This is a genomic window from Herbaspirillum sp. RV1423, assembly GCF_000577615.1.
In the GTDB taxonomy this organism is placed as follows: Bacteria; Pseudomonadota; Gammaproteobacteria; order Burkholderiales; family Burkholderiaceae_D; genus Herbaspirillum.
This window is the reverse complement of the sequence record NZ_CBXX010000029.1, coordinates 1-25,346: the sequence shown is the minus strand read 5'-3', so window position 1 is coordinate 25,346 and position 25,346 is coordinate 1. Positions and strand designations below refer to the sequence as shown.

19 protein-coding genes and 2 pseudogenes are annotated in these 25,346 nt (G+C 62.1%); 17 read left to right on the top strand and 4 right to left on the bottom strand.

Going from position 1 to position 25,346, the window contains the following annotated elements; all coding sequences use genetic code 11:
• The first annotated feature begins 6 nt into the window (after positions 1-6).
• The 7 genes from thiS to RV1423_RS20470 all read left to right on the top strand — a co-directional run bounded on the left by thiS (position 7) and on the right by RV1423_RS20470 (position 6,954).
• The gene (gene thiS, locus RV1423_RS20505) at positions 7-207 is read left to right on the top strand and encodes a sulfur carrier protein ThiS (RefSeq protein WP_034300722.1); all 201 of its coding nucleotides are present in this window, start codon (positions 7-9) and stop codon (positions 205-207) included.
• 857 nt (positions 208-1,064) lie between these two features.
• A complete protein-coding gene (locus RV1423_RS20495) occupies positions 1,065-1,874 on the top strand; it encodes a thiazole synthase (protein ID WP_034300716.1) in 810 nt (269 codons plus the stop codon).
• A gap of 8 nt (positions 1,875-1,882) precedes the next feature.
• Positions 1,883-2,701, top strand: a complete 819-nt coding sequence (locus tag RV1423_RS20490; RefSeq protein ID WP_373419974.1) for a hydroxymethylpyrimidine/phosphomethylpyrimidine kinase — start codon at positions 1,883-1,885, stop codon at positions 2,699-2,701.
• On the top strand, positions 2,698-3,345 hold the full coding sequence (gene thiE, locus RV1423_RS20485; RefSeq protein ID WP_034300712.1) for a thiamine phosphate synthase: 648 nt from the start codon (positions 2,698-2,700) through the stop codon (positions 3,343-3,345). The genes RV1423_RS20490 and thiE overlap by 4 nt, the downstream gene beginning before the upstream one ends.
• Positions 3,346-3,478: 133 nt before the next feature.
• The gene (locus RV1423_RS20480) at positions 3,479-4,498 is read left to right on the top strand and encodes a LysR family transcriptional regulator (protein WP_231502440.1); all 1,020 of its coding nucleotides are present in this window, start codon (positions 3,479-3,481) and stop codon (positions 4,496-4,498) included.
• A 67-nt stretch (positions 4,499-4,565) separates the two neighbouring features.
• Positions 4,566-5,558: a 4-hydroxythreonine-4-phosphate dehydrogenase PdxA gene (locus RV1423_RS20475; protein ID WP_034300710.1), complete on the top strand. Its 993-nt coding sequence runs from the start codon at positions 4,566-4,568 to the stop codon at positions 5,556-5,558.
• Positions 5,559-5,700: 142 nt separating this feature from the next.
• On the top strand, positions 5,701-6,954 hold the full coding sequence (locus tag RV1423_RS20470; RefSeq protein ID WP_051516826.1) for an MFS transporter: 1,254 nt from the start codon (positions 5,701-5,703) through the stop codon (positions 6,952-6,954).
• 65 nt (positions 6,955-7,019) lie between these two features.
• Here the strand turns inward: RV1423_RS20470 and RV1423_RS20465 are convergent, their stop codons facing one another.
• Positions 7,020-7,508: a Dps family protein gene (locus RV1423_RS20465; protein ID WP_034300707.1), complete on the bottom strand. Its 489-nt coding sequence runs from the start codon at positions 7,506-7,508 to the stop codon at positions 7,020-7,022.
• Between the two features lie 111 nt (positions 7,509-7,619).
• Positions 7,620-8,846, bottom strand: coding sequence for an MFS transporter (locus RV1423_RS20460; RefSeq protein ID WP_034300705.1), 1,227 nt, complete (start codon positions 8,844-8,846; stop codon positions 7,620-7,622).
• A 165-nt stretch (positions 8,847-9,011) separates the two neighbouring features.
• On the opposite strand from RV1423_RS20460, the gene RV1423_RS20455 reads away from it, so the two are divergent.
• The gene (locus RV1423_RS20455; protein WP_034300875.1) at positions 9,012-11,306 is read left to right on the top strand and encodes a UvrD-helicase domain-containing protein; all 2,295 of its coding nucleotides are present in this window, start codon (positions 9,012-9,014) and stop codon (positions 11,304-11,306) included.
• A gap of 807 nt (positions 11,307-12,113) precedes the next feature.
• Here the strand turns inward: RV1423_RS20455 and RV1423_RS20450 are convergent.
• Both RV1423_RS20450 and RV1423_RS20445 read right to left on the bottom strand, forming a co-directional pair.
• A complete protein-coding gene (locus RV1423_RS20450; protein WP_034300703.1) occupies positions 12,114-13,016 on the bottom strand; it encodes a carbohydrate kinase in 903 nt (300 codons plus the stop codon).
• 53 nt (positions 13,017-13,069) lie between these two features.
• Entirely contained in the window at positions 13,070-14,032 is a 963-nt protein-coding gene (locus tag RV1423_RS20445; protein WP_034300701.1) for a sugar-binding transcriptional regulator, read from the bottom strand.
• A gap of 285 nt (positions 14,033-14,317) precedes the next feature.
• Here RV1423_RS20445 and RV1423_RS20440 point away from each other — a divergent pair, with 285 nt between their 5' ends.
• The 9 genes and pseudogenes from RV1423_RS20440 to RV1423_RS30665 form a co-directional block, all read left to right on the top strand.
• On the top strand, positions 14,318-15,655 hold the full coding sequence (locus RV1423_RS20440) for a sugar ABC transporter substrate-binding protein (protein ID WP_155835188.1): 1,338 nt from the start codon (positions 14,318-14,320) through the stop codon (positions 15,653-15,655).
• 120 nt (positions 15,656-15,775) lie between these two features.
• Positions 15,776-16,744 carry a carbohydrate ABC transporter permease gene (locus RV1423_RS20435; RefSeq protein WP_034300696.1) on the top strand — a complete coding sequence of 323 codons (969 nt, stop codon included), beginning with the start codon at positions 15,776-15,778 and terminating at the stop codon, positions 16,742-16,744.
• Between the two features lie 35 nt (positions 16,745-16,779).
• A pseudogene (locus tag RV1423_RS20430) lies at positions 16,780-17,559 on the top strand (carbohydrate ABC transporter permease); the annotation flags it as partial.
• Positions 17,560-17,602: 43 nt separating this feature from the next.
• Positions 17,603-18,298, top strand: a complete 696-nt coding sequence (locus tag RV1423_RS20425) for an HAD-IA family hydrolase (protein ID WP_034300692.1) — start codon at positions 17,603-17,605, stop codon at positions 18,296-18,298.
• Between the two features lie 67 nt (positions 18,299-18,365).
• The gene (ugpC, locus tag RV1423_RS20420) at positions 18,366-19,487 is read left to right on the top strand and encodes a sn-glycerol-3-phosphate ABC transporter ATP-binding protein UgpC (RefSeq protein WP_034300872.1); all 1,122 of its coding nucleotides are present in this window, start codon (positions 18,366-18,368) and stop codon (positions 19,485-19,487) included.
• A 31-nt stretch (positions 19,488-19,518) separates the two neighbouring features.
• Positions 19,519-20,931 (top strand): D-arabinitol 4-dehydrogenase, encoded by a 1,413-nt coding sequence (gene dalD, locus RV1423_RS20415; RefSeq protein ID WP_034300689.1) that lies wholly within the window; start codon positions 19,519-19,521, stop codon positions 20,929-20,931.
• A gap of 109 nt (positions 20,932-21,040) precedes the next feature.
• Entirely contained in the window at positions 21,041-22,519 is a 1,479-nt protein-coding gene (gene xylB, locus RV1423_RS20410) for a xylulokinase (RefSeq protein ID WP_034300686.1), read from the top strand.
• 331 nt (positions 22,520-22,850) lie between these two features.
• A pseudogene (locus RV1423_RS30945) lies at positions 22,851-23,360 on the top strand (C2H2-type zinc finger protein); the annotation flags it as partial.
• A gap of 843 nt (positions 23,361-24,203) precedes the next feature.
• On the top strand, positions 24,204-25,346 hold a 1,143-nt coding region (locus RV1423_RS30665), incomplete at its 3' end, for a hypothetical protein (RefSeq protein WP_231502438.1).

Sequence of the window (25,346 nt, the reverse complement as noted above, 5' to 3'; positions counted from 1 at the left end):
GATGCGATGCAGATCGAATTGAATGGCAAGCCGCATGCGATCGCCGAAGGTTCTGATCTGGTGCAGTTGATTGCTGCGCTGGAGCTGACCGGGAAGGCGGTGGCGGTGGCGGTGAACCGGCAGGTGGTGCCTTCGCAGTTGTGGGCGGGGCGGTTGCTGGTTGAAGCGGATCGGGTGGATGTGGTGCGAGCTATCGGCGGAGGTTGATTCCTGCTCTGTCGTCCTGACGGAAGTCAGGACCCAGTGGCGTGTTTTCTTCGGACTTGTTTGTTGCTGTAACTGAGGTTGTTCTTTCTTCGGACGACCGTGGTTGCCGGGGGCGGCCCGGCAGCCGCTCACTTTCTTTGCTTCGCCAAAGAAAGTAAGCAAAGAAAGGCGACCGCGGGATCCAGCCCCTTCGGGGTGCCCAGTGGTGCGACGCAAAAAATGGGAGGAAAACTAAACTCGCTTCGCTCAGACAAAGTTTTCCTCTTATCCATTTTTCACATCGCACCACTGGCTGGCTCCAAGCGGAACTGCCGGACTGCTCGCTTCGCATCGCAGTCTCAGACGTTCAGTGGGTACTCATCGGTCCGTCGTCCCAGCGAACGCTGGGACCCAGTGACGTTAATGCATCGCTCAACCTGCTTCACGACACTGGGTTCCAACTTGCGTTGGAACGACGAAAAAATAGACCGCAGAAAGTTGCGCGTCACCGAACCGATCCGGCAATGCGTAGCGAGCCGGATCAGCAGTTCCGCTTGAGAGTCGCCGGTGTCGGCGGGTGCAAATCGGAAAAAGAAGGGAAAACTGTCTGAGCGAAGCGAGTTTTTTCCCTTCCCGATTTGTGCCTGCCGACACCGGGCACCCCCGAAGGGGGCGACGAACCGGTTGGAGCAGTGCTCCAACCCTTTTTTTGCTTACTTTTCTTGGCGAAGCAAGAAAAGTGAGCGGCTGCCGTTTGCTGAAGCAGTGCTTCAGCCCCCGGCAACCCAAGGTCGTCCGAAGAAAGAACAGAATCAGTTACGCAAAAACAGCATGATCCCCGCGCAAAAAAAGTTTGCAAACGCACGAAAGGATACGAAATGAACATGAACGACACGCCCGCACTGTCCAGAGACACGGGCCTGACAATAGCAGGAAAGACCTACAACTCCCGCCTGCTCGTCGGCAGCGGCAAGTACAAGGACCTCAACGAAACGCGCGAAGCCACCGAGGCCAGCGGCGCCGACATCATCACCGTGGCGATCCGCCGCGTCAACATCGGCCAGGACCCCAACGCGCCGAGTTTGCTCGACGCGGTGCCGCCGTCGCGTTACACCATCCTGCCGAACACGGCCGGCTGTTACAACGCCGAGGACGCGGTCTACACGCTGCAACTGGCGCGTGAATTGCTCAACGGCCACAAGCTGGTCAAGCTCGAAGTGCTCGGCGACGAGAAGACCCTGTTCCCGAACATGCCGGAGACTTTGAAGGCTGCCGGGACGCTGGTCAAGGACGGTTTCGACGTGATGGTCTATTGCAGCGACGACCCCATCCAGGCGCGCATGCTGGAAGATCTCGGCGTGGTGGCGGTGATGCCGCTGGCGTCGCTGATCGGCTCCGGCATGGGCATCCTGAATCCGTGGAACCTGTCGCTGATCATCGAACAATCGAAGATTCCGGTGCTGGTCGATGCCGGCGTCGGCACCGCATCCGACGCGGCGATTGCGATGGAGCTCGGCTGCGACGGCGTGTTGATGAATACCGCGATTGCCGGCGCGCGCGATCCGGTGCGCATGGCGCGGGCGATGAAGCTGGCGGTGGAGGCCGGTCGCGAGGCCTTCCTCGCAGGCCGCATTCCCAGGCGCTTTGCCGCCTCGCCGTCGTCGCCGATGGCCGGCCGGGTGGCATGAACCCGCCGGTGAACGCATACCGCGCCGCGCCGCCCTGCGTGCTGGTGTTTTCCGGTTTCGATCCGAGCGGCGGCGCCGGCATGCAGGCGGATATTCCCGCCATCAGCGCGCTCGGTTGCCATCCCTTGTCGGTGCCGACGGCGCTGACGGTGCAGGACAACGTCAGCGTGTTCGCGGTGCATCCGCTGGATGCGGAACTGATACGCCATCAGGCGCAGGTGCTGATCGACCGGTTCGAGATCAGGGCGGTCAAGCTGGGCATTGCCGGCAACCGCCGAAACGCCGAGACGATTGCGGAATTGATCCTGCAATTGCGCGCGCACCAGCCGGATTTGCCGGTGGTGTTCGATCCGGTGCTGGCCAACGGCAAGGGCGACCGCTTGTCGACCGACGACGCGGCGTTGGCAATCGAACCCTTGCATGCGGTCGCCACCGTCATCACGCCTAACCTCAACGAGGCCAACCGTCTGTGCGGCAGCGAATACACGCCCGAGCAACAAGCGGGCATATTCATGCAGCGCGGTTGCAAACACGTACTGCTCAAGGGCGGCCACGGTCCGCAGTATCAGGATGTGGTCAATCGCTGGTTCGGTCCCGATGGCGCATGCGAAGCATGGAGCTGGCGCCGCCTGCCCGACGAGTTCCACGGCAGCGGCTGCACGCTGGCGGCGGCCTTGTCGGCGCAGTTGGCGCAGGGACTGGCGATGCGCGATGCGATCGCGGCGGCGCAGGCGTATTGCCAGCATGCGCTGGAAACCTCATATGCGATTGCGGCAGGACAGCGCATTCCCAATCGCGTGCCTCTTTATGCGGGAGAAAAGAAATGAATGAAACCGGCAAGCAATGGAATTTGCGCGGCCTGTACATCGTCACTCCGGACTGGGACGACACCGACAAACTGGTCGGCGCAACCGAACAAGCCATCAAGGGCGGCGCGACGCTGGTGCAATACCGCCACAAGACCGCCGACGCCGCCTTGCGCAAGGAGCAGGCGAGCGCGTTGTTGCAGGTCTGCCGGCGCCGCAACACGCCGTTCATCATCAATGACTTCGTCGACCTGTGCATCGAGCTCGACGCCGACGGCATCCATGTCGGCGGCACCGATGCGTCGGTGGCGGAAGTACGCGCGAAGGTCGGCAAAGACAAGATCGTCGGCGCATCATGCTACGGCACCTTGCAACTGGCGCACGACGCCCATGCGGCAGGCGCGACCTATGTGGCCTTCGGCGGCTTCTATCCGTCGCGCGTGAAGAAATACGCGTTCAAGACCGCGCCGGAAATCGTGGCCGAGTCGAAAAAGGACATCCCGTTGCCGGTCGTCGTCATCGGCGGCATGACGCAAGAGAATTGCCAGCCGCTGATCGCGCAGGGCGCCGACATGGTGGCGGCGATCAGCAGCGTTTACATGACCGAGGATCCCGAAGCGGCGGCGCGCGAATTCGCAAGATTGATCAGCCAGGGGCAGGGCTAGGCTCTCTGTCGCTGTCGTCCCGGCGCACGCCGGGACCCAGTGTCGTGAAGACGTGAAGACGTGAAAACGTCCGATACGACGCTGGGTCCTGACTTTCGCCAGGACGACGGTTGTGATGAAGTTGCGAGGAGGGATGGACATTTTCAGGTTTAAACTGAACGGCATCAGCGTCCAGCCCTCTTTCCAGCCCAAAGCCAAACCTATGTCCTCCCGTCCCGATCCTTCTTCCGAGCGCATCCATTTCGACCTGACCACGTTGCGCCTGTTTGAAGCGACGGCCGAACTCGGCGCCGTCACCAAGGCGGCCGAGCGCATCCATCTCGCGCCGGCGGCGGCGTCGCGGCGCATCCAGGAATTCGAGGCGCAATTCGGCATTACCCTGTTCGACCGGCTGCCGCATGGCATGGCGCTGACCGATGCGGGGCGCACCTTGCTGGCGCATGTGCGCAGCATGATCCATTCGGTGGCGCGCATGCAGGACGATGCGAACGCTTTCCTCATGGGGAACATGGGCGTGGTGCGCGTGGCGGCATGCACCTCGGTGGTATTGCAATTCCTGGCCAAGGACATCAAGCGCTGCAACGCCTTGTACCCCGGCATCAAGATCGACCTGATCGAGCTCAACAGCCAGGGCGTGCTGGAGACGGTGACGCGCGGCGTCGCCGATATCGGCATTTATGAAAGCACGCTCGGCGGCGCCATGCTGCCGAGCGCGCCGTATCGCGAAGACCGGCTGGTGCTGGTGACGCCATGCACGCATGCGCTGGCCGGGCGCGGCAGCGTGACGCTGGACGACATCCTGCCGCACAACGTCATCGGCCTGAGCGAAGGCGCGGCGATTTCTCTGATGCTGGGACGGCTGGCGACCGAGATGAACCGCATGCTGCACATGCGCATCATGGTGCGCAGCTTCCACAGCATGGCGGCGATGATTGCCGAAGACATCGGCATCGGCCTGATGCCGGCCGCCGTTGCCGCGCTGCTGGCCGGCGGCGAGCAATTCCGCAGAATTCCCATCGAAGGCGAATGGGCCACGCGCCGTTTCGTCATCTGCCATCAGCCTGAGCAGGCCATGTCCTCGGCGGCGACATCCTTGGTGCAGGCGCTGTCGGGGCCGGTTTCGCAAAATGCGAATCCTGATTCGCCGAAATAGCGATGGAAGCCGGCCGGGCCGCGCCCTTATAGTCTGCTCCTGACGACAAGACCCAACAGGAGCCGGCATGCCAGCAGTACCCCATTCATCCGCAAAGAAACCTCGCATCGCCCTGACCATCGGCGACCCGGCCGGCATCGGCCCGGAGCTGGTCGTGCAACTGCTGGCGCTGCCGGCCGTCGGCAAGCGCGCCGAGGTCACGCTGATCGGCAACCGCGCGGCGATAGAACGCGCTGCCAAGGCCGTGAATGTAGCGGTGCCGCGCGCTTCCGACTGGCTGACGATTCAGGAATGGGAAGGCGACAGCCGCGAGTACGCTCCCGGCGTGGCCGGCGTCGACAACGGCAATTTCATCCTCGATTCGCTCAGGCTAGGCACCAGGCTGGTGACCGATGGCAAGGCCGACGCCTTGTGCTTCGCGCCGCTGAACAAAGGCGCCATGCGCCTGGGCGGCATGCACGAGGAGGACGAAATGCGCTGGTTCGCCAAGCTGCTCGATTACGACGGTCCCTGCGGCGAGCTCAATATCCTCGATGATTTGTGGACCGGTCGGGTGACTTCGCACATGCCCTTGAAAGACGTGTCGTCGGTGCTGACCGTCGAAGGCGTGGCGCAGGCCATCGTCATGCTGACCGATGCCTTCCGCGCCGCCGGCAAGCCCGCGCCGCGCATCGGCGTCTGCGGCTTCAATCCGCACAACGGCGACAACGGCAACTACGGCCGCGAGGAGATCGACGTCATCGCGCCCGGCATCGCGCTGGCGGCGTCGAAGGGCTATCCGTCGACCGGACCGTTCCCGGCCGACACGATTTTCCTGCGCGCCAGGAACGGCCAGCTCGACGGCATCGTCAGCATGTACCACGACCAGGGACAGATTGCCACCAAGCTGCTCGGTTTCGATGTCGGCGTGACGGTCGAAGGCGGTTTGCCGATTCCGATCACCACGCCGGCGCACGGCACCGCCTACGACATCGTCGGCAAGGGCATCGCCAAGATCACCGCCATGGAGAACGCCTTCGAACTGGCTTGCCGCATGGGAGAGAGCAGGATCAGGACGTAACCGGACCGTATCCCGGTCCCTTGTTTTTCAATCACTATAACGAGCGCCGTCCAGGCGCCGCACCTTCCGCGAGGAGACTATGCAACCCATTTCCGCTTCAACAGCCGGTCCAGCCGGACGCGCCACGCACGTCCAAAAGACGATGCTCGCCATTTTTTGCGCGATGTCCTTCATCCTGTATCTGGATCGCGTCAACCTTGCCGCGGCGGCCGGCCCGATCAAGGATGAGCTGGGATTGTCCAATACCACGCTGGGGCTGGCCTTCTCGGCCTTCGGCTACACCTATGCGATTTTCCAGATCATCGGCGGCTGGTTCGCCGACCGGCTCGGCGCCAAGAAGACGCTGATCGTCTGCGGTTCGATCTGGGTCGTGGCGACGATTGCCACCGGTTTCATCAGCGGACTGGTGTCGCTGATCCTGGCGCGGCTGCTGCTCGGCATCGGCGAGGGTGCGGCCTTGCCGGCGCAGGCGCGCGCGATCGCCAACTGGTTCCAGCGCAAGGATCGCGGCTTTGTGCAAGGCATCACGCATTCGTTCTCGCGCCTTGGCAATGCCGTCGCGCCGCCGATCGTGGCATTGCTGATCGTGCTGCATTCATGGCGCGCGGCTTTTGTCATCGTCGGCGCATTGACGGCGCTGTGGATCATTGCATGGATGCTGTACTACAAGGACAATCCGCGCGAACACAGGGCGATCAATGAAGCCGAACTGGCGCGCTTGCCGGAGCATGTCAATGTCACGGCGAACGGCGGCGATACGCCCTGGAAGAAGATCTTGCGCCGCATGTCGCCGACCATCTTCGTCTACTTCTGCCAGGTCTGGACCAACACGCTGTTCTTCAGTTGGGTGCCGATCTTCTTCATGAACGCCTACCATCTGGACATCAAGAGGTCGGCGATCTTTTCGTCGGGCGTGTTCTTTGCCGGTGTGGTCGGCGACGTCACCGGCGGCCTGATCAGCGACAAGGTACTGAAGAAGACCGGCAGCCTGCCGATGGCGCGCCAGGGCGTGATCGCGCTGAGTCTTTTGGGCACGCTGTGCTTCCTGGTGCCGGTGATGCTGAGCCATGACGTGAACGTGGTGGCATGGTGCCTGTCGGGCGCGTTCTTCATGCTGGAACTGACGATCGGTCCGATCTGGGCGGTACCGATGGATGTCGCGCCGGAATATACCGGCACCGCCAGCGGCATGCTCAACACGGGCGCGGCGCTGGCCACCATCATTTCGCCGGTGGTTTTCGGCACGGTGATCGACCTGACCGGCAACTGGAATTTGCCGTTCGTCGGTTCGGGGCTGTTCCTGGTGATCGGCGCGATCATGGCGTTGAAGATGCGTCCCGACCGCGACATCCATTTCTTCGAACATCGCAGCGACGGTCGCAAGGTGCCGGCCTGAACGCACCGGCAGGCGCAAACAAAAATGCCGGCTTGGACGCCGGCATTTTTTATTGCAAGGTAAGATCAGCCTTCCAGCAGGCTGCGCAGCATCCAGGCGTTCTTTTCATGCAACTGCATGCGCTGGGTCAGCAGGTCGGCGGTCGGTTCGTCGGCGGCAGCGTCGACTGCGGGGAACAGCGAACGCGCGGTGCGGGTGACGGCTTCCTGGCCGGCCACCAACTGGCGGATCATTTCCTCGGCGGCAGGCACGCCTTCGGCTTCGGGGATCGACGACAGCTTGGCGAAATCCTTGTAGGAACCCGGCGCCGGATAGCCCAGCGCGCGGATGCGTTCGGCGATCAGGTCGACGGCCAGCGCCAGTTCGTTGTACTGGCCTTCGAACATCAGGTGCAGGGTGTTGAACATCGGACCGGTGACGTTCCAGTGGAAATTGTGCGTCTTGAGGTAGAGCGTATAAGTGTCGGCCAGCAATTTGCTGAGGCCGTCAGCAATCTTCTTGCGATCTTTGTCGTTGATGCCGATATTGATCGATGCCACGCTTTTCTTTGCCATTGTTTTGCTCCTTGGTGTGATGGAATGCGACGTTCCAATTCTATGCCAAAAACGCAACCCTCATGAATAACACATAGGGCTGATCGACAGCATCACAGGCTGTCGGGCCCCTCAATCATGGCTTGCCGGGCGCGAGCGCCGGTATAGCGACAGCGTCAATGCCGCCGCACAGACCGAGCCGACCGCGGCGCACAGGAACACGTCGTTATAGCCGAACTGGCCGACGATCAGCCCCGCCAGCGGACCGGTAATGCCCAGCGCGAGGTCGAGGAATACCGAATACGCTCCCAGCGCCGCGCCGCGGTTGGCGGCGGGCACCAGTCCGACCGCTTCCACGCCCAGCGAAGGAAACACCAGCGCGAAGCCGAAACCGGCCAGCGAAGCGCCGATCATGGCGATTTCCGCCGATCCCGCCAGCCATAGGATAGTCAGGCCCAGTGTTTCAACGATGAATGAGGCGATCGCCACCCTGAATCCGCCGAAACGATTGATGGCGTTGGCGAACAGCAGGCGCGAGCCGATGAAGCAGCAACTGAACAGCGTCAGCGAAAACGCTGCGTTCGACCATTGATGGCTGGCGTAATACAGCGTGATGAACGTGGCGATGGCGCCGAAACCGACGGTGCCCAACGCCAGGCCGATGCCGTAGGGCAGCACGCGGTTGAGGACCAGGCGGAAGGCCAGGCGCTCGCCGCGCATGATCGGCACTGCGGGACGGCGGCGCGCAATCAGGTAGCCGATCAGCGGCAGCGCCAGGGCCAGGAAACCGATGGCCGAGAAGCCGGCGGTGTGTTCCAGCGCCACGCCCAGCGGCGCACCGATGGCCAGCGCGCCGTAGGTGGCGATGCCGTTCCACGAAATCATGCGCGCGGTATGCGCGGCGCCGATGCGGCCGATGCCCCAGATGATGGCGCCGGTGCCGGCCAGGCTCTCGCCGACGCCCAGGCAGGAGCGGCTGATCAGGATCATGGTCAGGCTCAGCCACGGCAGCTCGGCAAACCACGCCGCCAGCACCAGGAAGGCACCGCTGGCGACACAGGCCAGCATGCCGCGCATCACCGTCTTCTTGGGACCGATGGTGTCGACCATGCGCCCGGCCTGGGCGCGGGTGATGAAGGTGGATACATACTGCACGCTGATCGACAGGCCGGCGATGAAGGAACTGTAGCCTAGGTCCAGATGGACATAGCCGGGCAGCACCGCCAGCGGAATGCCGATGGTCATGTAGGCAAGGAAGGTGAACAGGATGGTGGAGAAAATCCGGCTGATGACGGCGGTTTGCGCGGGCGCGCCTTCAGCGGCGGCGGGGACGGCGGGACGTAGTGCTTCTTCGGACATGGCAAGGGAGGGTGGTTGACGCCATGGCATCAATGCCATGTTGCAGTGCAAAATTTTACGCCGGTTGGCGCAAACCTGCTGGCGGCGCCGGATTTAAGCCGGTCGCGGGTGCTGTGCAGTGCAACGATGCGCGCTTGCGGCAGCGCACAGTCGTATAATCGCGGCATGCAAAATCTTCTCCATAACCTCAACGCCGAGCAGCTTGCCGCCGTTACCCTTCCCGCTCAATCCGCATTGATCCTGGCCGGCGCCGGATCCGGCAAGACGCGCGTGCTGACCACGCGCATCGCCTGGCTGATCCAGACCGGGCAGGTCTCGCCCTCGGGCATCCTGGCGGTGACCTTCACCAACAAGGCGGCCAAGGAAATGCTGACGCGCCTGTCGGCGATGATGCCGATCAACACGCGGGGGATGTGGATAGGCACTTTCCACGGCCTGTGCAACCGCCTGCTGCGCGCACATCACCGCGACGCCGGGCTGCCGCAGACCTTCCAGATCCTCGATTCGCAGGATCAGTTGTCGGCCATCAAGCGTCTCCTGAAGTCGATGAACGTCGACGATGAAAAATATCCGCCGCGCAACCTGATGTACTTCATCAACGGCGCCAAGGACCAGGGCTTGCGCGCCAAGGATGTGGAGGCGCACGACGACTACAACCGCAAGTTCGTCGAGCTGTACGACCTGTACGACCAGCAATGCCAGCGCGAAGGCGTGGTCGATTTCGCCGAACTGCTGCTGCGCACCTACGAGCTGTTGTCGCGCAACCAGCCGTTGCGTGAACATTACCAGCGCCGCTTCAAGCACATCCTGGTGGACGAGTTCCAGGACACCAACGACCTGCAATACAAATGGCTCAAGCTGATGTCCGGCCAGGGCCAGGTCGACAGCAGCGCGGTGTTCGCGGTGGGCGACGACGACCAGAGCATCTATGCGTTCCGCGGCGCCAACGTCGGCAACATGTCGGCATTCGAGCGCGAGTTCCGCGTCGAGAACCTGATCAAGCTGGAGCAGAACTACCGTTCGCACGGCCACATCCTCGACGCCGCCAACATCCTGATCGCCAACAACAGCAAGCGTCTCGGCAAGAACCTGCGCACCGACGCCGGCCACGGCGAACAGGTGCGCGTGTTCGAATCGAGCAGCGACCTGCAGGAGGCGCAATGGATCATCGAGCAGGTCAAGAGCCTGATCGCCGAAGGCTGGTCGCGCAGCGAGATCGCCGTGCTGTACCGTTCCAACGCGCAGTCGCGCGTGCTGGAACATGCCTTGTTTTCGGCGGCGATTCCGTATCGCGTCTATGGCGGCCAGCGCTTCTTCGAGCGCGCCGAAATCAAGCACGCGATCGCCTACCTGCAGTTGATGGACAACCTGAACAACGATTCGGCCTTCCTGCGCGTGGTCAACTTCCCGACGCGCGGCATCGGCGCCAAGGCGCTGGAGCAATTGCAGGATGCGGCGCGCCAGTACAATTGTTCGCTGTACGCCGCCGTGCCTTACGTCGCCGGCAAAGCCGGGTCGTCGCTCAACGCCTTCATCAAGCTGATCGAAGGCGCGCGCTTTGAAACGCAGAATTTGCCCTTGCAGGAAATGGTGCAGGTGGTGCTCGACGCCAGCGGCCTGATCACGCACTACCAGAACGAAAAGGAAGGCGCCGACCGCATCGAGAATCTGGAGCAGCTCGTCAGCGCCGCGACCCTGTTCGTGTCGGAAGAAGGCTACGGCCTGGACACCCCGGCCTTCCTCGGTCCGCAGGCGCAAGCCGTTGCCGGCACGGCGATCACGACGGCGGACGGGGTGGAGATCATCGATGCCGACGCGCCGCTGGCGGCGGTAATGTCGCCGCTCTCGGCCTTCCTCTCGCACGCTTCGCTGGAAGCCGGCGACAACCAGGCGCAGGCAGGCCAGGACGCGTTGCAATTGATGACGGTGCACTCGGCCAAGGGGTTGGAGTTCGATGCGGTGTTCATCACCGGGTTGGAGGAGGGCTTGTTCCCGCATGAGAACAGCGCCAAGGAAGAAGGCGGCGTGGAAGAGGAGCGGCGCCTGATGTATGTCGCCATCACGCGTGCGCGCAAGCGTCTGTTCATGAGCTTTTCGCAGACGCGCATGCTGCACGGTCAGACGCGCTACAACATGCGTTCACGTTTCTTCGATGAGTTGCCGGAGGAAGCGATCAAGTGGCTGTCGCCGAAAATTCAGCAGCAACATAGCTGGTTCGCGCATCCGAAATCGGCCTGGGATGCTGCGCCTGAATCCGGCAACAACAAGATCGCGCAGAATTTCAGCCGTCCCGATTCGGGGTGGCGTATTGGTCAGAATGTGGCGCATGCCAAGTTTGGCGAGGGTGTCATCGTCAATATCGAGGGTGGCGGGGGGAGTACGCGGGCGCATATCAACTTCGGGAAGTTTGGGATGAAGTTGCTGGATTTGAGTGTGGCCAAGCTGGAGAAGGTGAGTTGAGGTTTTGTTTCGACTTGTCGTTATTGTCGTAACTGATTCTGTTCTTTCTTCGGACGACCTTGGGTTGCCGGGGGGCTGAAGCACTGCTTCAGCAAACGGCAGCCGCTCACTTTCTTTGCTTCGCCAAAGAAAGTAAGCAAAGAAAGGCGACCGCGGGATCCAGCCCCCTTCGGGGGTACCCGGTGCTGCGAAGCAAAAAATGGGAAGGAAAAAAACTCGCTTCGCTCAGACATTTTTCCTTCTTTTTCCATTTTTCGCATCGCATCACCGGCTGGCTCCAAGCGGAACGGCCAGACTGGCTCGCTGCGCCTCGCCTGGGATCACTCGCCTTCGGCATCGTCATTTATGCCCGCCTGTCGTTTCCATTTAATCCGTTGTCCCAGCGAACGCTGGGACCCAGTGACGTCAGCGCATCACTCAACCGCTGCAACGACACTGGGTTCCAACTTGCGTTGGAACGACGAAGTAAATAAGACCGGAGATATCAAAACCACCACCGTCCCCTGGCGATGCGTAAGCGAGCCAGTCTGGCCGTTCCGCTTGAGAGTAGCCGGTGGCGGCAGGTGCAAATCGGAAAAAGAGGGGAAAATGTCTGAGCGCAGCGAGTTTTTTCCCTTCCCGATTTGCGCCTGACGACGCCGGGAACCCCGAAGGGGCTACGACCCAGCGGCCGCCTTCTTTTGCTTACTTTTCTTGGCGGAGCAAGAAAAGTGAGTAGCTGCCGGGCTACCCCCGGCGAAGGGTTGATCGAAGAGCGAACAAGATTGGTGACTTAATTGTTGGTCGGAACAAAGTAAGCAACCGCACTCAGCGATTAACCAACCCCTGCACCTCATCCCAAGTCGCCGCATAAGCCCCCGCCCGCGCCGCCGACAATGCCGCCGCGGCAGCAGCACACTGCAAATGTGTCACTACCGGCGCATCCGCCTGCCGCAAAATACTGGCAATCCAGCCGCCCATCGACGCATCCCCGCAACCCACCGTATCGATCACCTCGACACGATAGACCGGCTGCTCCACGACACGCTCTCCCTTGATCCACGACATGCCTTGAGCGCCGCGCGTGAGCAGAATTTCCGCTTGCGGCGCCAAGACCTTCAAGGTCGCCAGCGCTTGCGCATCGCCGGGAAATAATTTTTCCAGATCTTCATCCGATACCTTCACATAATGCGATAGCGCCAGCAGCTTGCGCATGAGCACGTGATATTCCGGCCGGTCCATCAGCTTGCGCCAGTTGGGATCGAAGGCGATGCGCTTGCCGCGTTGCGCGCCTTCCGTTGCGATCGCCAGCAGACGCGAGGCGAGCGGTTCGCGCGCCAGGCTGATGCAGCCGAAATGCAATACTTTGGCGTCGTCCATCCAGCCTTCAGGCAACTTCGCCGGATCGAAATGCAAATCGGCGCTGTCGTCGCCCACGAAGAAATAATCGGGCGGCGTGGTCGAGGTCACCATTGCCAGCAACGGCGATTTGTCGACCTGTTGCAGGTAGCGCATGTCGAGCCCCGCTTCTTGCGTGAGCATGCGCAGTTCCTCGCCGAATACGTCGCTGCTGACGCTGCCGGCGTAACCGGTCGCCACGCCCAGTCGCGCGCCGACGCGCGCGACGTTCCAGCAGGCGCCGCCGGGCAGGGCGCGCCATTCGCCGCCGGGCTGGCGGATGAAGTCGGTCAGGGCTTCGCCGAAGACGACGAATTCGATGGGATGGGGCATGACTGTCTCCGTACTTGTGATGTTGTCGATTCTTGTTCGCGTACGACTGAAATTCAATCGTCCTGCAAGGCGAACTGCGCGCAATATTCGTCCGTCACCAGACCGGTCAGCCAACCGCCGCGCAAGGCCGCGCGCACCGCTGCGGCTTTCTTGCGCCCGCCCGCCATGGCGATCACCGGTCTGTCCGGCGGCGACTTCAGCGGCGGCGTGGTGATGCGTGCCGCCAGCGGCGAGCGCAGCAGTTTGCCGTCGGCGTCGAAGGCGTGGCAGATCAGTTCGCCGACCGCGCCTTGCTTTTGCAATTGCGCCACTTCGTCGTCGTCGATGAAACCGTCTTCATGCATCGCGCCTTGCAGCGCAATCGTGCCGATGCCGAGGAAGGTAACGTCGGCTTTTTGCGCCAGGCCGGTAACGATCTGGTAGGCGCGATGATTGCACCATTGCTTGCGGTCGGCTTCGCTCTCGGCCACGCGCGGCGCCGGCAGCAGGTAGAAGCGGCTTTGCATCTTTTCGGCGGCGAGCAGGGCGACGTCGTAGCGATTGGCCGAACCGTCCGACGCGAACGCGCCGATCATCGAGACGATCTGATGCTGCGGCCGGTCCATCTCGCTGATTTTTTCAATCGCGGCTTTGAGCGTGCGGCCCGAGCCGACGTTGACGATCAGCGGCTGTTCCTGGCGCAGGTATTGTTCCATCAGCTCGGCGCCGGCCACCGCCAGCATCTGCTGGGTGCCCTGGGCGTCGTCGCCGCCAGCGGCTTCGCTGCCCGGCACGACGCGGCAGACGTCGAGGCCGTAGCGTTGCTGCAGGCCTTGCGCCAATTCGAGGCAGGAAGAGATCGGGTGCGTGATCTGCACCTTCACCAGATTCGAGGCGCCGGCGTAGGCCACCATGCGCTGCGCCATCTGGCGCGAGATGCCGAGGCGCTCGGCGATTTCGTTCTGGGTGTTGCCGGCGACGTAATACATCCATGCGGCGCGCGCCGCCAGGTCGAGTTTGGATGAACTGGATGACATCGATTTCCCTTTTTTATATACCCGCCGTCGTCCGATGGCCGGGCGATCCGGCATTGTACCGGCGCGGCGTTGTCTGACGGCTGCGGACGGCGGAGGCCGTCGTATGACATTGACATCGCATTATTATCAAATTTGAATATTTGCTCAACCAAAATGCAAATGCTTGACTTTCGATCGCCGATGTTTGATTATTTGCTCGCAAACAGATTTTTTGCTCAATAACTAAATCGAGGCAAAGACGTACCTTTCCGGACGTCCTTCAGCCCGCACACAATGGAGACAAGCATGAAAATTCGCGCCGCCGTTGCACGTCCTTCTGCACGCATTGCCGCCCTTATCGCCTTGCTGGGTTTCGCCGGCATCGCATGCGCAGAGCCCGTCACACTGAACATCGCATCCATCAACAATCCCGACATGATCGAACTGCAAAAGCTCTCGCCGCAGTTCGAGAAGGCCAATCCCGACATCAAGCTGCGCTGGGTCACCATGGAAGAAAGCGTGCTGCGCCAGCGCCTGACCACCGACATCGCCACCAACAGCGGCCAGTTCGACCTGATGACCATCGGCGCATATGAAGCGCCGATCTGGGCCAAGAAAGGCTGGCTGGCGCCGATGACAGGCCTGCCTGCCGACTACGACGAGGCCGATCTGATCAAGACCGTGCGCGAAGGCCTGACGACCGACGGCAAGCTGTACGCGCTGCCGTTCTATGCGGAGAGCTCGATGACGTATTACCGCAAGGACCTGTTCGCGCAAAAGAACCTGAAGATGCCCGAGAAGCCGACCTGGGACGACATCGGCAAGCTCGCCGCGCAACTGCATGAGCCGGCCAAGGGCGTCTATGGCATCTGCCTGCGCGGGCGCGCCGGCTGGGGTGAAAACATGGCGCTGGTCGGCACCATGGTCAACGCCTGGGGCGGCCGCTGGTTCGACGAAAAATGGCAACCCCAGCTCGATACGCCGGAGTGGAAGCAGGCGGTCGGTTTCTATGTCGACCTGATGCGCAAATACGGGCCGCCGGGCGCCAGCTCGAACGGTTTCAATGAAAATCTGGTGCTGTTCTCGGGCGGCAAATGCGGCATGTGGGTAGACGCCACCGTGGCGGCCGGCATGCTGTACCACGGCAAGGATTCCAAGGTGTCCGACAAGACCGCGTTCGCGCCGGCGCCGATGGCGACCACCGACAAGGGTTCGCATTGGTTGTGGATCTGGTCGCTGGCGGTGCCGAAGTCGTCCAAGTCGCAGGACGCGGCAAAGAAGTTCGCCGCCTGGGCGACGTCGAAGGATTACATCAAGCTGGTTGCCAAGGACAGCGGCTGGGCGCTGGTGCCGCCCGGCACGCGCATGTCGACTTACGCTTCGGCCGAGTACAAGAAGTCCTCGCCGTTTTCCGACTTCGTACTGGACGCGATCCAGAACGCCGACGCCAACAACCCGACCTTGAAGCCGGTGCCGTACACTGGCATTCAGTTCGCCACGATTCCCGAGTTCCAGTCCATCGGCACCATCACCGGACAGGCCATCGCCGGGGCGCTGGCGGGCAAGGGCACGACCGACGCGGCGCTGAAGACGGCGCAGGCGCAGACCGTGCGCATGATGAAACAGGGGCGCTATATCAAGTGACTCAAGCAAAACCGCTGCGCCGGTCTTCCCGCCGGCGCAGCGGACAGGCAGCGCTTTCGATTTCGCCGGAATGTTCCAGGCACGACGCCGGCCCGAACCTGACTTAGCATCAAGGCCATCATGTCATCGATATCCAACACCTCTCCCATGCATCCAGAGACCGCTTCGTCCGACAGCCAGCCCGCACGCAGGAAGCGCCGCGGCAAGCACGCGAGCGCCGAGCGCTTCCTGCCGGTCCGCCTGCTGCAGACGCCGGCGGTGGCGCTGCTGTTCCTGTGGATGATCGTGCCGCTGGCGATGACGGTGTACTTTTCGTTCAATCGCTACAACCTGATGGCGCCCGACCAGACCGGTTTCGTCGGCCTGGAAAATTATCGCTTCCTGCTGGAGGATCCTGCCTTCTGGCCGTCGATCGCCAACACGGCCTTGCTGATCGGCTCGGTGCTCGGCGTCAGCGTGATCGGCGGCACCCTGCTGGCGGTGCTGTTCGACCAGCCGTTCCGCGGCCGCGGCATTGCCAGGCTGCTGGTGATCGGGCCGTTTTTCGTGATGCCGACCGTGGCCGCGCTGATCTGGAAAAACATGATCATGCATCCGGTCTACGGCATGCTCGCCTTCGTCATGCGCCACCTGGGCATGGAGCCGATCGACTGGCTCGCCGAATACCCGATGCTGTCGGTGATCATCATCGTCTCGTGGCAATGGATTCCATTCGCCTTCCTGATCCTGCTGACGGCGCTGCAGTCGCTCGACGGCGACCAGAAGGAAGCGGCGCAGCTCGACGGCGCCGGACCGATCCGCATCTTCTTCCACATCGTGCTGCCGCACCTGAAGCGCGCGATCACGGTGGTGATCATGATCGAAACCATTTTCCTGCTGTCGGTGTTCGCGGAAATCTTCACGACGACCGCCGGCGGCCCAGGCACCGAAACCACCAACCTGACCTACCTGGTGTATTCGATCGGCCTGCAGCAATTCGACATCGGCATCGCCTCGGCGGGCGGCATCTTCGCCGTCGTGCTGGCGAACATCGTGTCGTTCTTCCTGGTGCGCATGCTGGCGAAGAATCTCAAAGGAGCAAACGAATAATGAACGACGCCAAGAAAAGTCCGCTCTGGGTTGCGCTGCTGGCCTGGACCTGCGCCATCGTATTGTTCTTTCCGATCTTCTGGGTGGCGGTCACGGCGTTCAAGAACGAGCATCAGGCGTACCTGCCGAGCCTGATCTTCATGCCCACGCTCGACACTTTCCGTGAAGTCTTCGAGCGCAGCAACTATCTCGCTTTCGTGAAGAATTCGTTGATCGTGTCGCTCGGCTCGACCTTGATGGCGTTGATCATCGCGGTGCCGGCGGCGTATTCGATGGCGTTTTTTCCGACCGGCCGCACGCAGAAGCTGTTGCTGTGGATGCTGTCGACCAAGATGATGCCGGCCGTCGGCGTGCTGGTGCCGATCTACCTGCTGGCCAAGAACAGCGGCTTGCTCGACTCGGTCGCCGGCCTCACGCTGATCTACACGCTGATCAACCTGCCGATCGCGGTGTGGATGGCGTTCACGTATTTCAACGACGTGCCCAGGGAAATCCTCGAAGCCGCGCGCATCGACGGCGCCAACGCCTGGCAGGAAATGTTGTACCTGCTGTTGCCGACCTCCATGCCCGGATTGGCTTCCACCGCGCTGTTGCTGATCATCCTGTCGTGGAACGAAGCCTTCTGGAGCCTCAACCTGACCAGCGTGGACGCCGCGCCGCTGACGGTGTTCATCGCCTCGTATTCCAATCCGGAAGGGCTGTTCTGGGCCAAGCTGTCGGCCGCGTCGCTGCTGGCGATCGCACCCATCATGGCGCTCGGCTGGCTGGCGCAGAAGCAACTGGTGCGCGGCCTGACTTTCGGCGCCGTGAAGTAGACCTCACGATGATTGACGAGATGCGTCCGCAATGAAAGGAAACATGAAGCCTGCAATTACCCATCTGGTCTGCGACTGCGACGGCGTCCTGCTCGACAGCGAGAGCATCGCGCTGCGCGTGCTGCACGAACATCTGTCGCCCTTGCTCAGGAGTCCGGACGAGGGCGACAGGTTGCATCACGCCATCGCGTCGCGCCTGGGCATGTTCACCGAGCTGCTGCTGGATGAGCTGGATCTCGAATTCGGTTTCGGCCTTAATGCCGGCCAATACGCCGGCATCAATCTCGCCGTTGGCATCGCTTGCGGCGAGGAAGTGCAACTGGTGCCGGGCATTGCCGACGCCTTGCTGCAAATCGACTTGCCCAAGGCCGTCGCCAGCAACAGCAGCAGCGACCGCATCGTCAAGGGACTGGAGCGTTGCGGCTTGCTCGCGATGTTCGACGGCCATATCCACAGCGCGCACGAGGTCGGCCGGCCCAAGCCGGCGCCGCATGTCTATCTGGCTGCAGCGGCCGGTTACGGCATCGCGCCGCAGCACTGCGTGGCGGTCGACGACAGCGTCACCGGCGTGCGCGCCGCCAGCACCGCCGGCATGCGCGTGCTCGGTTTCACCGGCGTGGCGCACGACAGGCAGGGCATGCATCACAGACTGCTCGATGCCGGCGCCGAACGGGTGTTCGACGATATGCGGGAATTGCCCGCGCTGATCGGCGCCTTGCTGGCGGAACGTGCGGCATAAGCGACATCAAGTGCGATCGCACGACATCGATACAACGCAACAACAGAAACGCAACAAGGAGACCATCATGGCAGCCGTCACTATCAGAAACCTCGCCAAGCGCTATGACGACAACGAAGTAATGCGCGACATCAACCTCGACATCGACGACGGCGAGTTCGTCGTCTTCGTCGGTCCGTCCGGCTGCGGAAAATCGACGCTGCTGCGCATGATCGCGGGCCTGGAAGACATCAGCGCCGGCGACCTCAACATCGGCGAGCGCCGCATGAACGACGTTCCCGCCGCCAAGCGCGGCATCGCGATGGTGTTCCAGTCGTATGCGCTGTATCCGCACATGACGCTGTACGACAACATGGCGTTCGGCCTCAAGATCGCCGGCAAGTCGAAGGCGGAGATCGACAGCGCCGTGCAGCACGCCGCGAAGATCCTGCATATCGACCATCTGCTCGACCGCAAGCCGCGCGCCCTGTCGGGCGGCCAGCGCCAGCGCGTCGCCATCGGCCGCGCCATCACGCGCCAGCCCAGCGTGTTCCTGTTCGACGAACCGTTGTCGAATCTCGATGCGGCCCTGCGCGTGAAGATGCGGCTGGAGTTTTCCAAGCTGCACGACGATCTCAAGACCACCATGATCTACGTCACGCACGACCAGATCGAGGCCATGACGCTGGCCGACAAGATCGTGGTGCTGTCGGCCGGCCGCATCGAGCAGGTCGGTTCGCCGCAGGAGCTTTATCACCATCCGGCCAATCGCTTCGTGGCCGGCTTCATCGGCTCGCCGAAGATGAATTTCATCGACGGCATCGTGGCCGCCGTCAGCGACGAAGGCGTACTGGTGCAATTACCGGGAGGCGCACGGCAACTGGCGGCGGTCGAAGGCGGCGCCCTGGCGTTGGGCGACAAGGTCACGCTCGGCATTCGTCCCGAACATCTGCATATCGCCGCCGGACAGCCGATTTTGCACGCACATTTCACGGCACTGGAACTGCTTGGCGATTTTTCCTACCTATATGCCGCCAGCGAGGCTTCCGAAGAGCCGCTGATCCTGCGCGTGGCGGATAGCATCAAGATTGCTTCCGGCAGCATCATCGGCGTCAGCGCCGACGCCGGCCGTTGTCATCTGTTCCGCCAGGACGGCAGCGCCGTGCCGCGTCTTGCCATTGCGCGCGATCCGGCCGCCGCGGTGCATTGACGGGCGACACGGATACAGGATAGAGGACAACATGACGAACCGCGATTCAAACAATGACCTGGTCTGGCTGCACATCGGCGCCGGTTCTTTCCATCGGGCCCATCAGGCGGTTTATCTGCACCGCCTGCGCGAGCGCGGCAATGACGACGATCGTCGCTGGCAACTGGCGCTGGGGAATATCCGGGCCGACATGGCGCCGCTGCTGCAGGCGCTGGAAAAAAGCGAAGGCCACTACACGCTCGAGACGGTGACGCCGCAGGGCCAGCGCGCTTATGAGACGATCGGCGCGATCCGCAGCATCGTGCCCTGGGATGCGCAACTGCAAAGCCTCGTGAAAACCGGCGCCGCACCGCGCACACGCGTGATTTCCTTCACCGTGACCGAAGGCGGCTATTACCTCGATCACCAACACCTGCTGGACGTGCAGAACCCCGACCTGGCGGCCGACATCGACGGCGAGCGCCGCACCATCTACGGCGCGATCACGGCCATCCTGCAGGCGCGCCGGGACGGCAACGCCGGCGGCGTGACTTTGCTCAACTGCGACAATCTGCGTCACAACGGCAAGCGTTTCCTTGGCGGCCTGCGGCAGTTCCTGGCGTTGCGCGGGCATCATGAATTGCTGGAGTGGGTCAGGCACAACGTCGCCAGTCCCAACTCCATGGTCGATCGCATCACGCCGCGGCCTACCGAGGCTGTGCGCCGGCGCGTGAAGGATGCCGTCGGCCTCGACGATCCTTGCGCCCTGATGGCGGAATCGTTTATCCAGTGGGTGATCGAGGACGATTTCAAGGCCGGCCGGCCGGCGCTGGAAAAAGTCGGTGTGGAGATGGTGGCGTCGGTGCTGCCCTACGAGGAAGCCAAGATACGCATCCTCAACGCCAGCCATAGCTGCATCGCCTGGGCCGGCACCCTGATCGGCCTCGACTATATCCATGAAGGCACGGCGCGTGAAGATATCCGCCGCATGGCCTACGATTACATCACGCAGGACGTGATCCCGTGCCTGACGCCGAGTCCGCTGGACCTGGAATCGTACCGCGACACCACGCTGGCGCGCTTCGGCAATCCTGCCATCCAGGACACCAACCAGCGCGTGGCGGCGGACGGTTTTTCCAAGATCCCCGGCTTCATCCGGCCGACCATCAGCGACAGTCTGGCGCGGGGGCGTCATCCCGGCGCGACGGCAGTGTTGCCCGCGCTGTTTCTGGTTTTCCTGCAGCGCTGGAAGCAGGGCGCGCTGCCTTACGAATACCAGGACGGCATCTTCGATCCGGTTGCCGTGCGCGGCATGCTTGAAGCCGCCGATCCGTTGCGCGCTTATTGCGCCGATCCGCTGCTGTGGGGCGAACTGGCCGGCAGCGCGCAACTGGAAAGCCTGCTGCGCGAAGGTGTGGCCGGCGTGAACGCCTGGCTGGCGGCTTCGTCTACAATGCCGGCTTGACGATGGACAACAACCAATAAGAAACCAACAGGACTTACGCAACATTGCCCCGACCAGGCATGCCGACGCCGGGGCGGTCTTGCGTAAGTCCTGACCAACAAGGAGCGCCATGTATCTCGGGATAGACCTTGGTACGTCGGAGGTCAAGGCGGTCGTGATCGACGCCGAGGGCGAGCTGCTGGCGCTGGCCGGTACGTCGCTGACGGTGTCGCGCCCGCATCCGCGCTGGTCCGAACAGGATCCGCAGCAATGGTGGCAGGCCGCCTGCGACACCGTCGCCAAGCTGCGCGCGCAACTGGGCGACGAGCGTTTTGCAGGCGTCCGGGCCGTCGGCCTGTCCGGGCAGATGCATGGCGCGGTGTTGCTGGATGAGCGCGACCGGGTATTGCGGCCCGCGATCTTGTGGAGCGATTCGCGCAGCACCGAGGAGTGCGCCGAACTGACGCGGCGCGCCCCCGATTTGCATCAGCTTGCGGGCAATCTGGCGATGCCGGGATTCACCGCGCCCAAGTTGCTCTGGGTGGCGCGCCACGAGCCGGAACTGTTTGCGCAAGTCGCGTGCGTGCTATTGCCCAAGGACTGGTTGCGGCTGCAGATGACGGGCCGGAAAATCTCCGATCCGTCCGATGCCGCCGGCACGCTTTGGCTCGACGTGGCGCGACGCGACTGGTCCGATGCATTGCTGGCGGCCGGCGGCATGCGCCGCGCGCAGATGCCGGAACTGGTCGACGGCAGCGTGGCCGCTGGTTTCCTGTTGCCCGAGGTGGCAAGGGCCTGGGGTTTGTCGCCCGAAGTTGCGGTGGCCGGCGGCGCTGGCGACGGCGCTGCCAGTGCGGTCGGCATCGGCGCGGTCAATCCGGGCGACGGTTTTCTTTCACTCGGCACCTCGGGTGTGCTGTTCGTGGTCAACGACGCATTTCGTCCCAATCCGGCGCGCGCCATCCATGCCTTTTGCCATACCTTGCCGCAGCGCTGGCACCAGATGAGCGTGATGCTGTCGGCCGCCAGTTGCCTGCGCTGGTTTTGCCGCCTGTGCAGCGTCGACGAGAAGACTTTGCTGCAAGAGGTCGCCGCGCTGAATGACGAAGAGCTGGCCAATGCGCCGCTGTTCCTGCCTTACCTGTCCGGCGAACGCACGCCGCATAATGATCCGTATGCGCTCGGCATGTTCCACGGCCTGTCGCATGAGCATCAGCGCGCTGCGCTGGCGTATGCCGTGCTGGAAGGCGTGAGCTTCGGCATGGTCGACGGCCTCGACGCCTTGCGCGCAGCCGGTTCCGGCGTGCGGCAATTGTCGCTGGTCGGCGGCGGCGCGCGCAGCGCCTACTGGGCGCAGTTGTTGAGCGACGCGCTTGACGTGGGCATCGTCACCCACGTCGGCAGCGAAGCCGGCGGCGCATTAGGCGCCGCCAGGCTGGCCTGGCTGGCTGATGGCGGGATCGAAGAGGTGGTGTGCCGCAAGCCGCAGCAGCAAGACAGCTACGCGCCGCGGCCCGCGCGGCATGCAGCGTTGCAGCCTCGGTTGCAGCGTTATCGTGAACTTTATCAACCGTGGCCCGCGTTGTCCGCGGCGGTCGGCTCTTCCTGAGCCAAGTTGATCGTCGATGTATTCAGAGGAGCCATGCGCCAGGCAACAGCTCTCAAGCCGGAAGACATTCCTCATTTTTTCGCGTCGTCGGAACGCGACATCTTGGCGCCGCTGAAAAGTTGTAAATTGAAAAAAACGCATTACAATCAAGTTGCAACTTTTTACGGTAGTCCCGTCAGCTCTTTTCACGCTAGCCAACAGCCTCAGGCGTCATAGCCTTCCAGAGGCTCGCGTCACATCCTCCGGAACGAGGTTGTACACAGATATTTCACTATGCCATCGCGCCGTGCCTCGAATTTGAATCGGTGCGAACAACGTTTTGGAGTGTGAGATGAAGCGTTCTAAGCAACCGCCACAATCCCAGGGGAAAAGACCGTCCCGTCAGTCTGATGCAGACACAGACGACATGGTGGAGTTACAACTGCCCGAACTGGCAGATCTGGAAGGAGATGACATCACTGCCAGCGAGGTATTCAATATTCTCGATCAGATGTCTCCGCAACCTGCGCCGCCGCTTCCGCCGACGGGAGCCTCTGCTCCTGGTCGAGGCGCATTTGACGAATTTCTCGCGCGTCAGCGCCGCCAGCCGTCTCAGCAGGGAAGCTCACAAGTCATGCCGCCGAGGCCGGGCGCAAGTTCCTTTCAGCCACAGCCCGCTTCATCTGCTGCGTCCTCCCAGGGTTTCGATCCCTTTCTCGCGCCTCCAACCCCCAGGGTACGGAGAAAACCGGACGATCTGGAGTCGGTCATGTCCGATGATTTGCTTCCGATGAGCGATCACACATGCGACACATGCGGGGCGGTCCTTTCGACAAAGCAGGCGTTGACCACACATAAGCGCACTCACACAAATGAGAGGCCTTATGCGTGCGACGAATGTCCCAGCAGGTTTAAACAATCGTCGCATCTGGCTTCACACAGGCTTCTTCACTCGGGCGAGAGGCCTCATGAGTGCGAAATATGTGGTCGAAGGTATCGACAATCAGCCTCCCTGGCCGCACACAAGCGCACTCACTCGGACGAGATGCCTCATGTCTGCTCCCACAGAGACTGCGGAAAAATGTTCAGGGAGAAGTCTGGACTGGAACGCCATGCGGCTACGCATACGGGCGACAAACGCTATACGTGCCGATACGATGGTTGTGATGAAGCGTTCGGCCATCCGGCAATGCGTAGCCAGCATGAACTCACTCACAAGAGGGGACGCCTTCCGTGTGATCACTGTTCTCAAACGTTTCTGCGGAAACCGGATTTGGATAGGCATTTGCGCAGCCACACCGGCGAAAAGCCCTATCAGTGTCAAATTTGTGGCCAACAGTTTACGCGAATGAATCATCTGGCCAGCCACCGGCAGAACATGCATTCAAACGAGTTAACGGGGCAATCCAATCCCCCGCTCCCCTCGACGTCGATGGCTCCACCGCCTGGCCTGCCTCAATCCAGGCCGCTGCCATTGCCATCGCCGATGCCGCCGACGCCTGGGATGTCATCGTTCGATATGTCTCTCCTGGATTCACCGCCCGGTCCAAGGCCATTACCATCGCCGATGCCGCCGACGCCGGGAATGTCGTCGTTCGATTTGTCTCTCTTGGACTCGCCGTCCGCGCGAGGGGACGAATCAGATCAGGAAGACGAGAGCAACCGGCCGCCTGGTCCTGTACCGCCCCGGGATCCCAATGTGTTTATGGCGTTGGGAAGCCCGACCGGCAAGCAACGAGGCATGCTGGCTTGGGGACGCGACCGGGCGCTGCCGTCCAATGAGCAGAGCGGGCTGCCTGGTCGGAAGAAGAACTTGCGGTCAGGAGGCGGACAATCGGACTCGGATTCCGACATCGACACCATGAGCGATCTGATGGACAGGATGTCTGTCTCCGGACCTGCTCGCACCGGCGGGAATGATTCGGCGTATGGCTCCGGTGCCGGGGCGCGTTCCGGCATCGGCGATATCCGGGAAGATGCGCCAGGGCCCTCACAACCAAGGGGGCCGTTGGATCAACTCTCCGGCCTCGTCGATGATCTGGGCACGTCGGACTCAAGACTGAAATACCAATCGCCGCACACTCATGATCAACTCCGCATCCAGGAAGAGATTCGCCAGGAGCAGAAGAAGCACCAGGGTGCATCGAATGTACCGAAGTCGCCAAGGTGGATGCGCAAGATCAAACGGTCGCTGGAAAAAACCGGTTTGCGCGAATCGCGCGAAGACAAGCAAGCGCGCAAGCGCCGCAAAGAGCAAGAGGAAAAAGAGTTCATGGAACTCAGCAGCCAGTTCGAGCAGCAGGAGTCGCAACGGACACCCTCTGAGCGCGATAGCCAGGAGGGTAGTCGCCGAGGAGGGCCTGAGGAGTGGATGCATCGGGCCAAGGAAGCGTTCAAAGAAATGATCAAGCAGACGGGCCTCTATGAGTCAGGCAAGGAAAGAGAAGACAAACAGAGACAGTTAAAGAGGGACGACGAGCGGCGATGGCAGAGCGAAAAGGAGTTTGAAGACCTCCAGCACGAATACGAAAGACAGAAGCAAGAGGCCAAGGCGCAAGGCAAGCCTGAGCCGTCTCAACCGGATCGGCTCATGGATGCCGAATGGAATGCACAGGCATATGACCGTGCGCGGGCTGCCGAGCGCGATGAAGAGCAGCGCAAGCAGCAGCAGAGACAAGACGAATCCGCACGCGCGCGCGCTCGCTTTGTGGCAACGATACAGGCATATCAGGACGCGAAGAAAGAGATGGAGAAGAAAGCCAGAGCGATTCGATATACCGGCACAGGCCGCGAGGTGGCGAAGAAGAAACAGGAGCGACACGATCATGCGGTGGCGGCGCGACAAGCG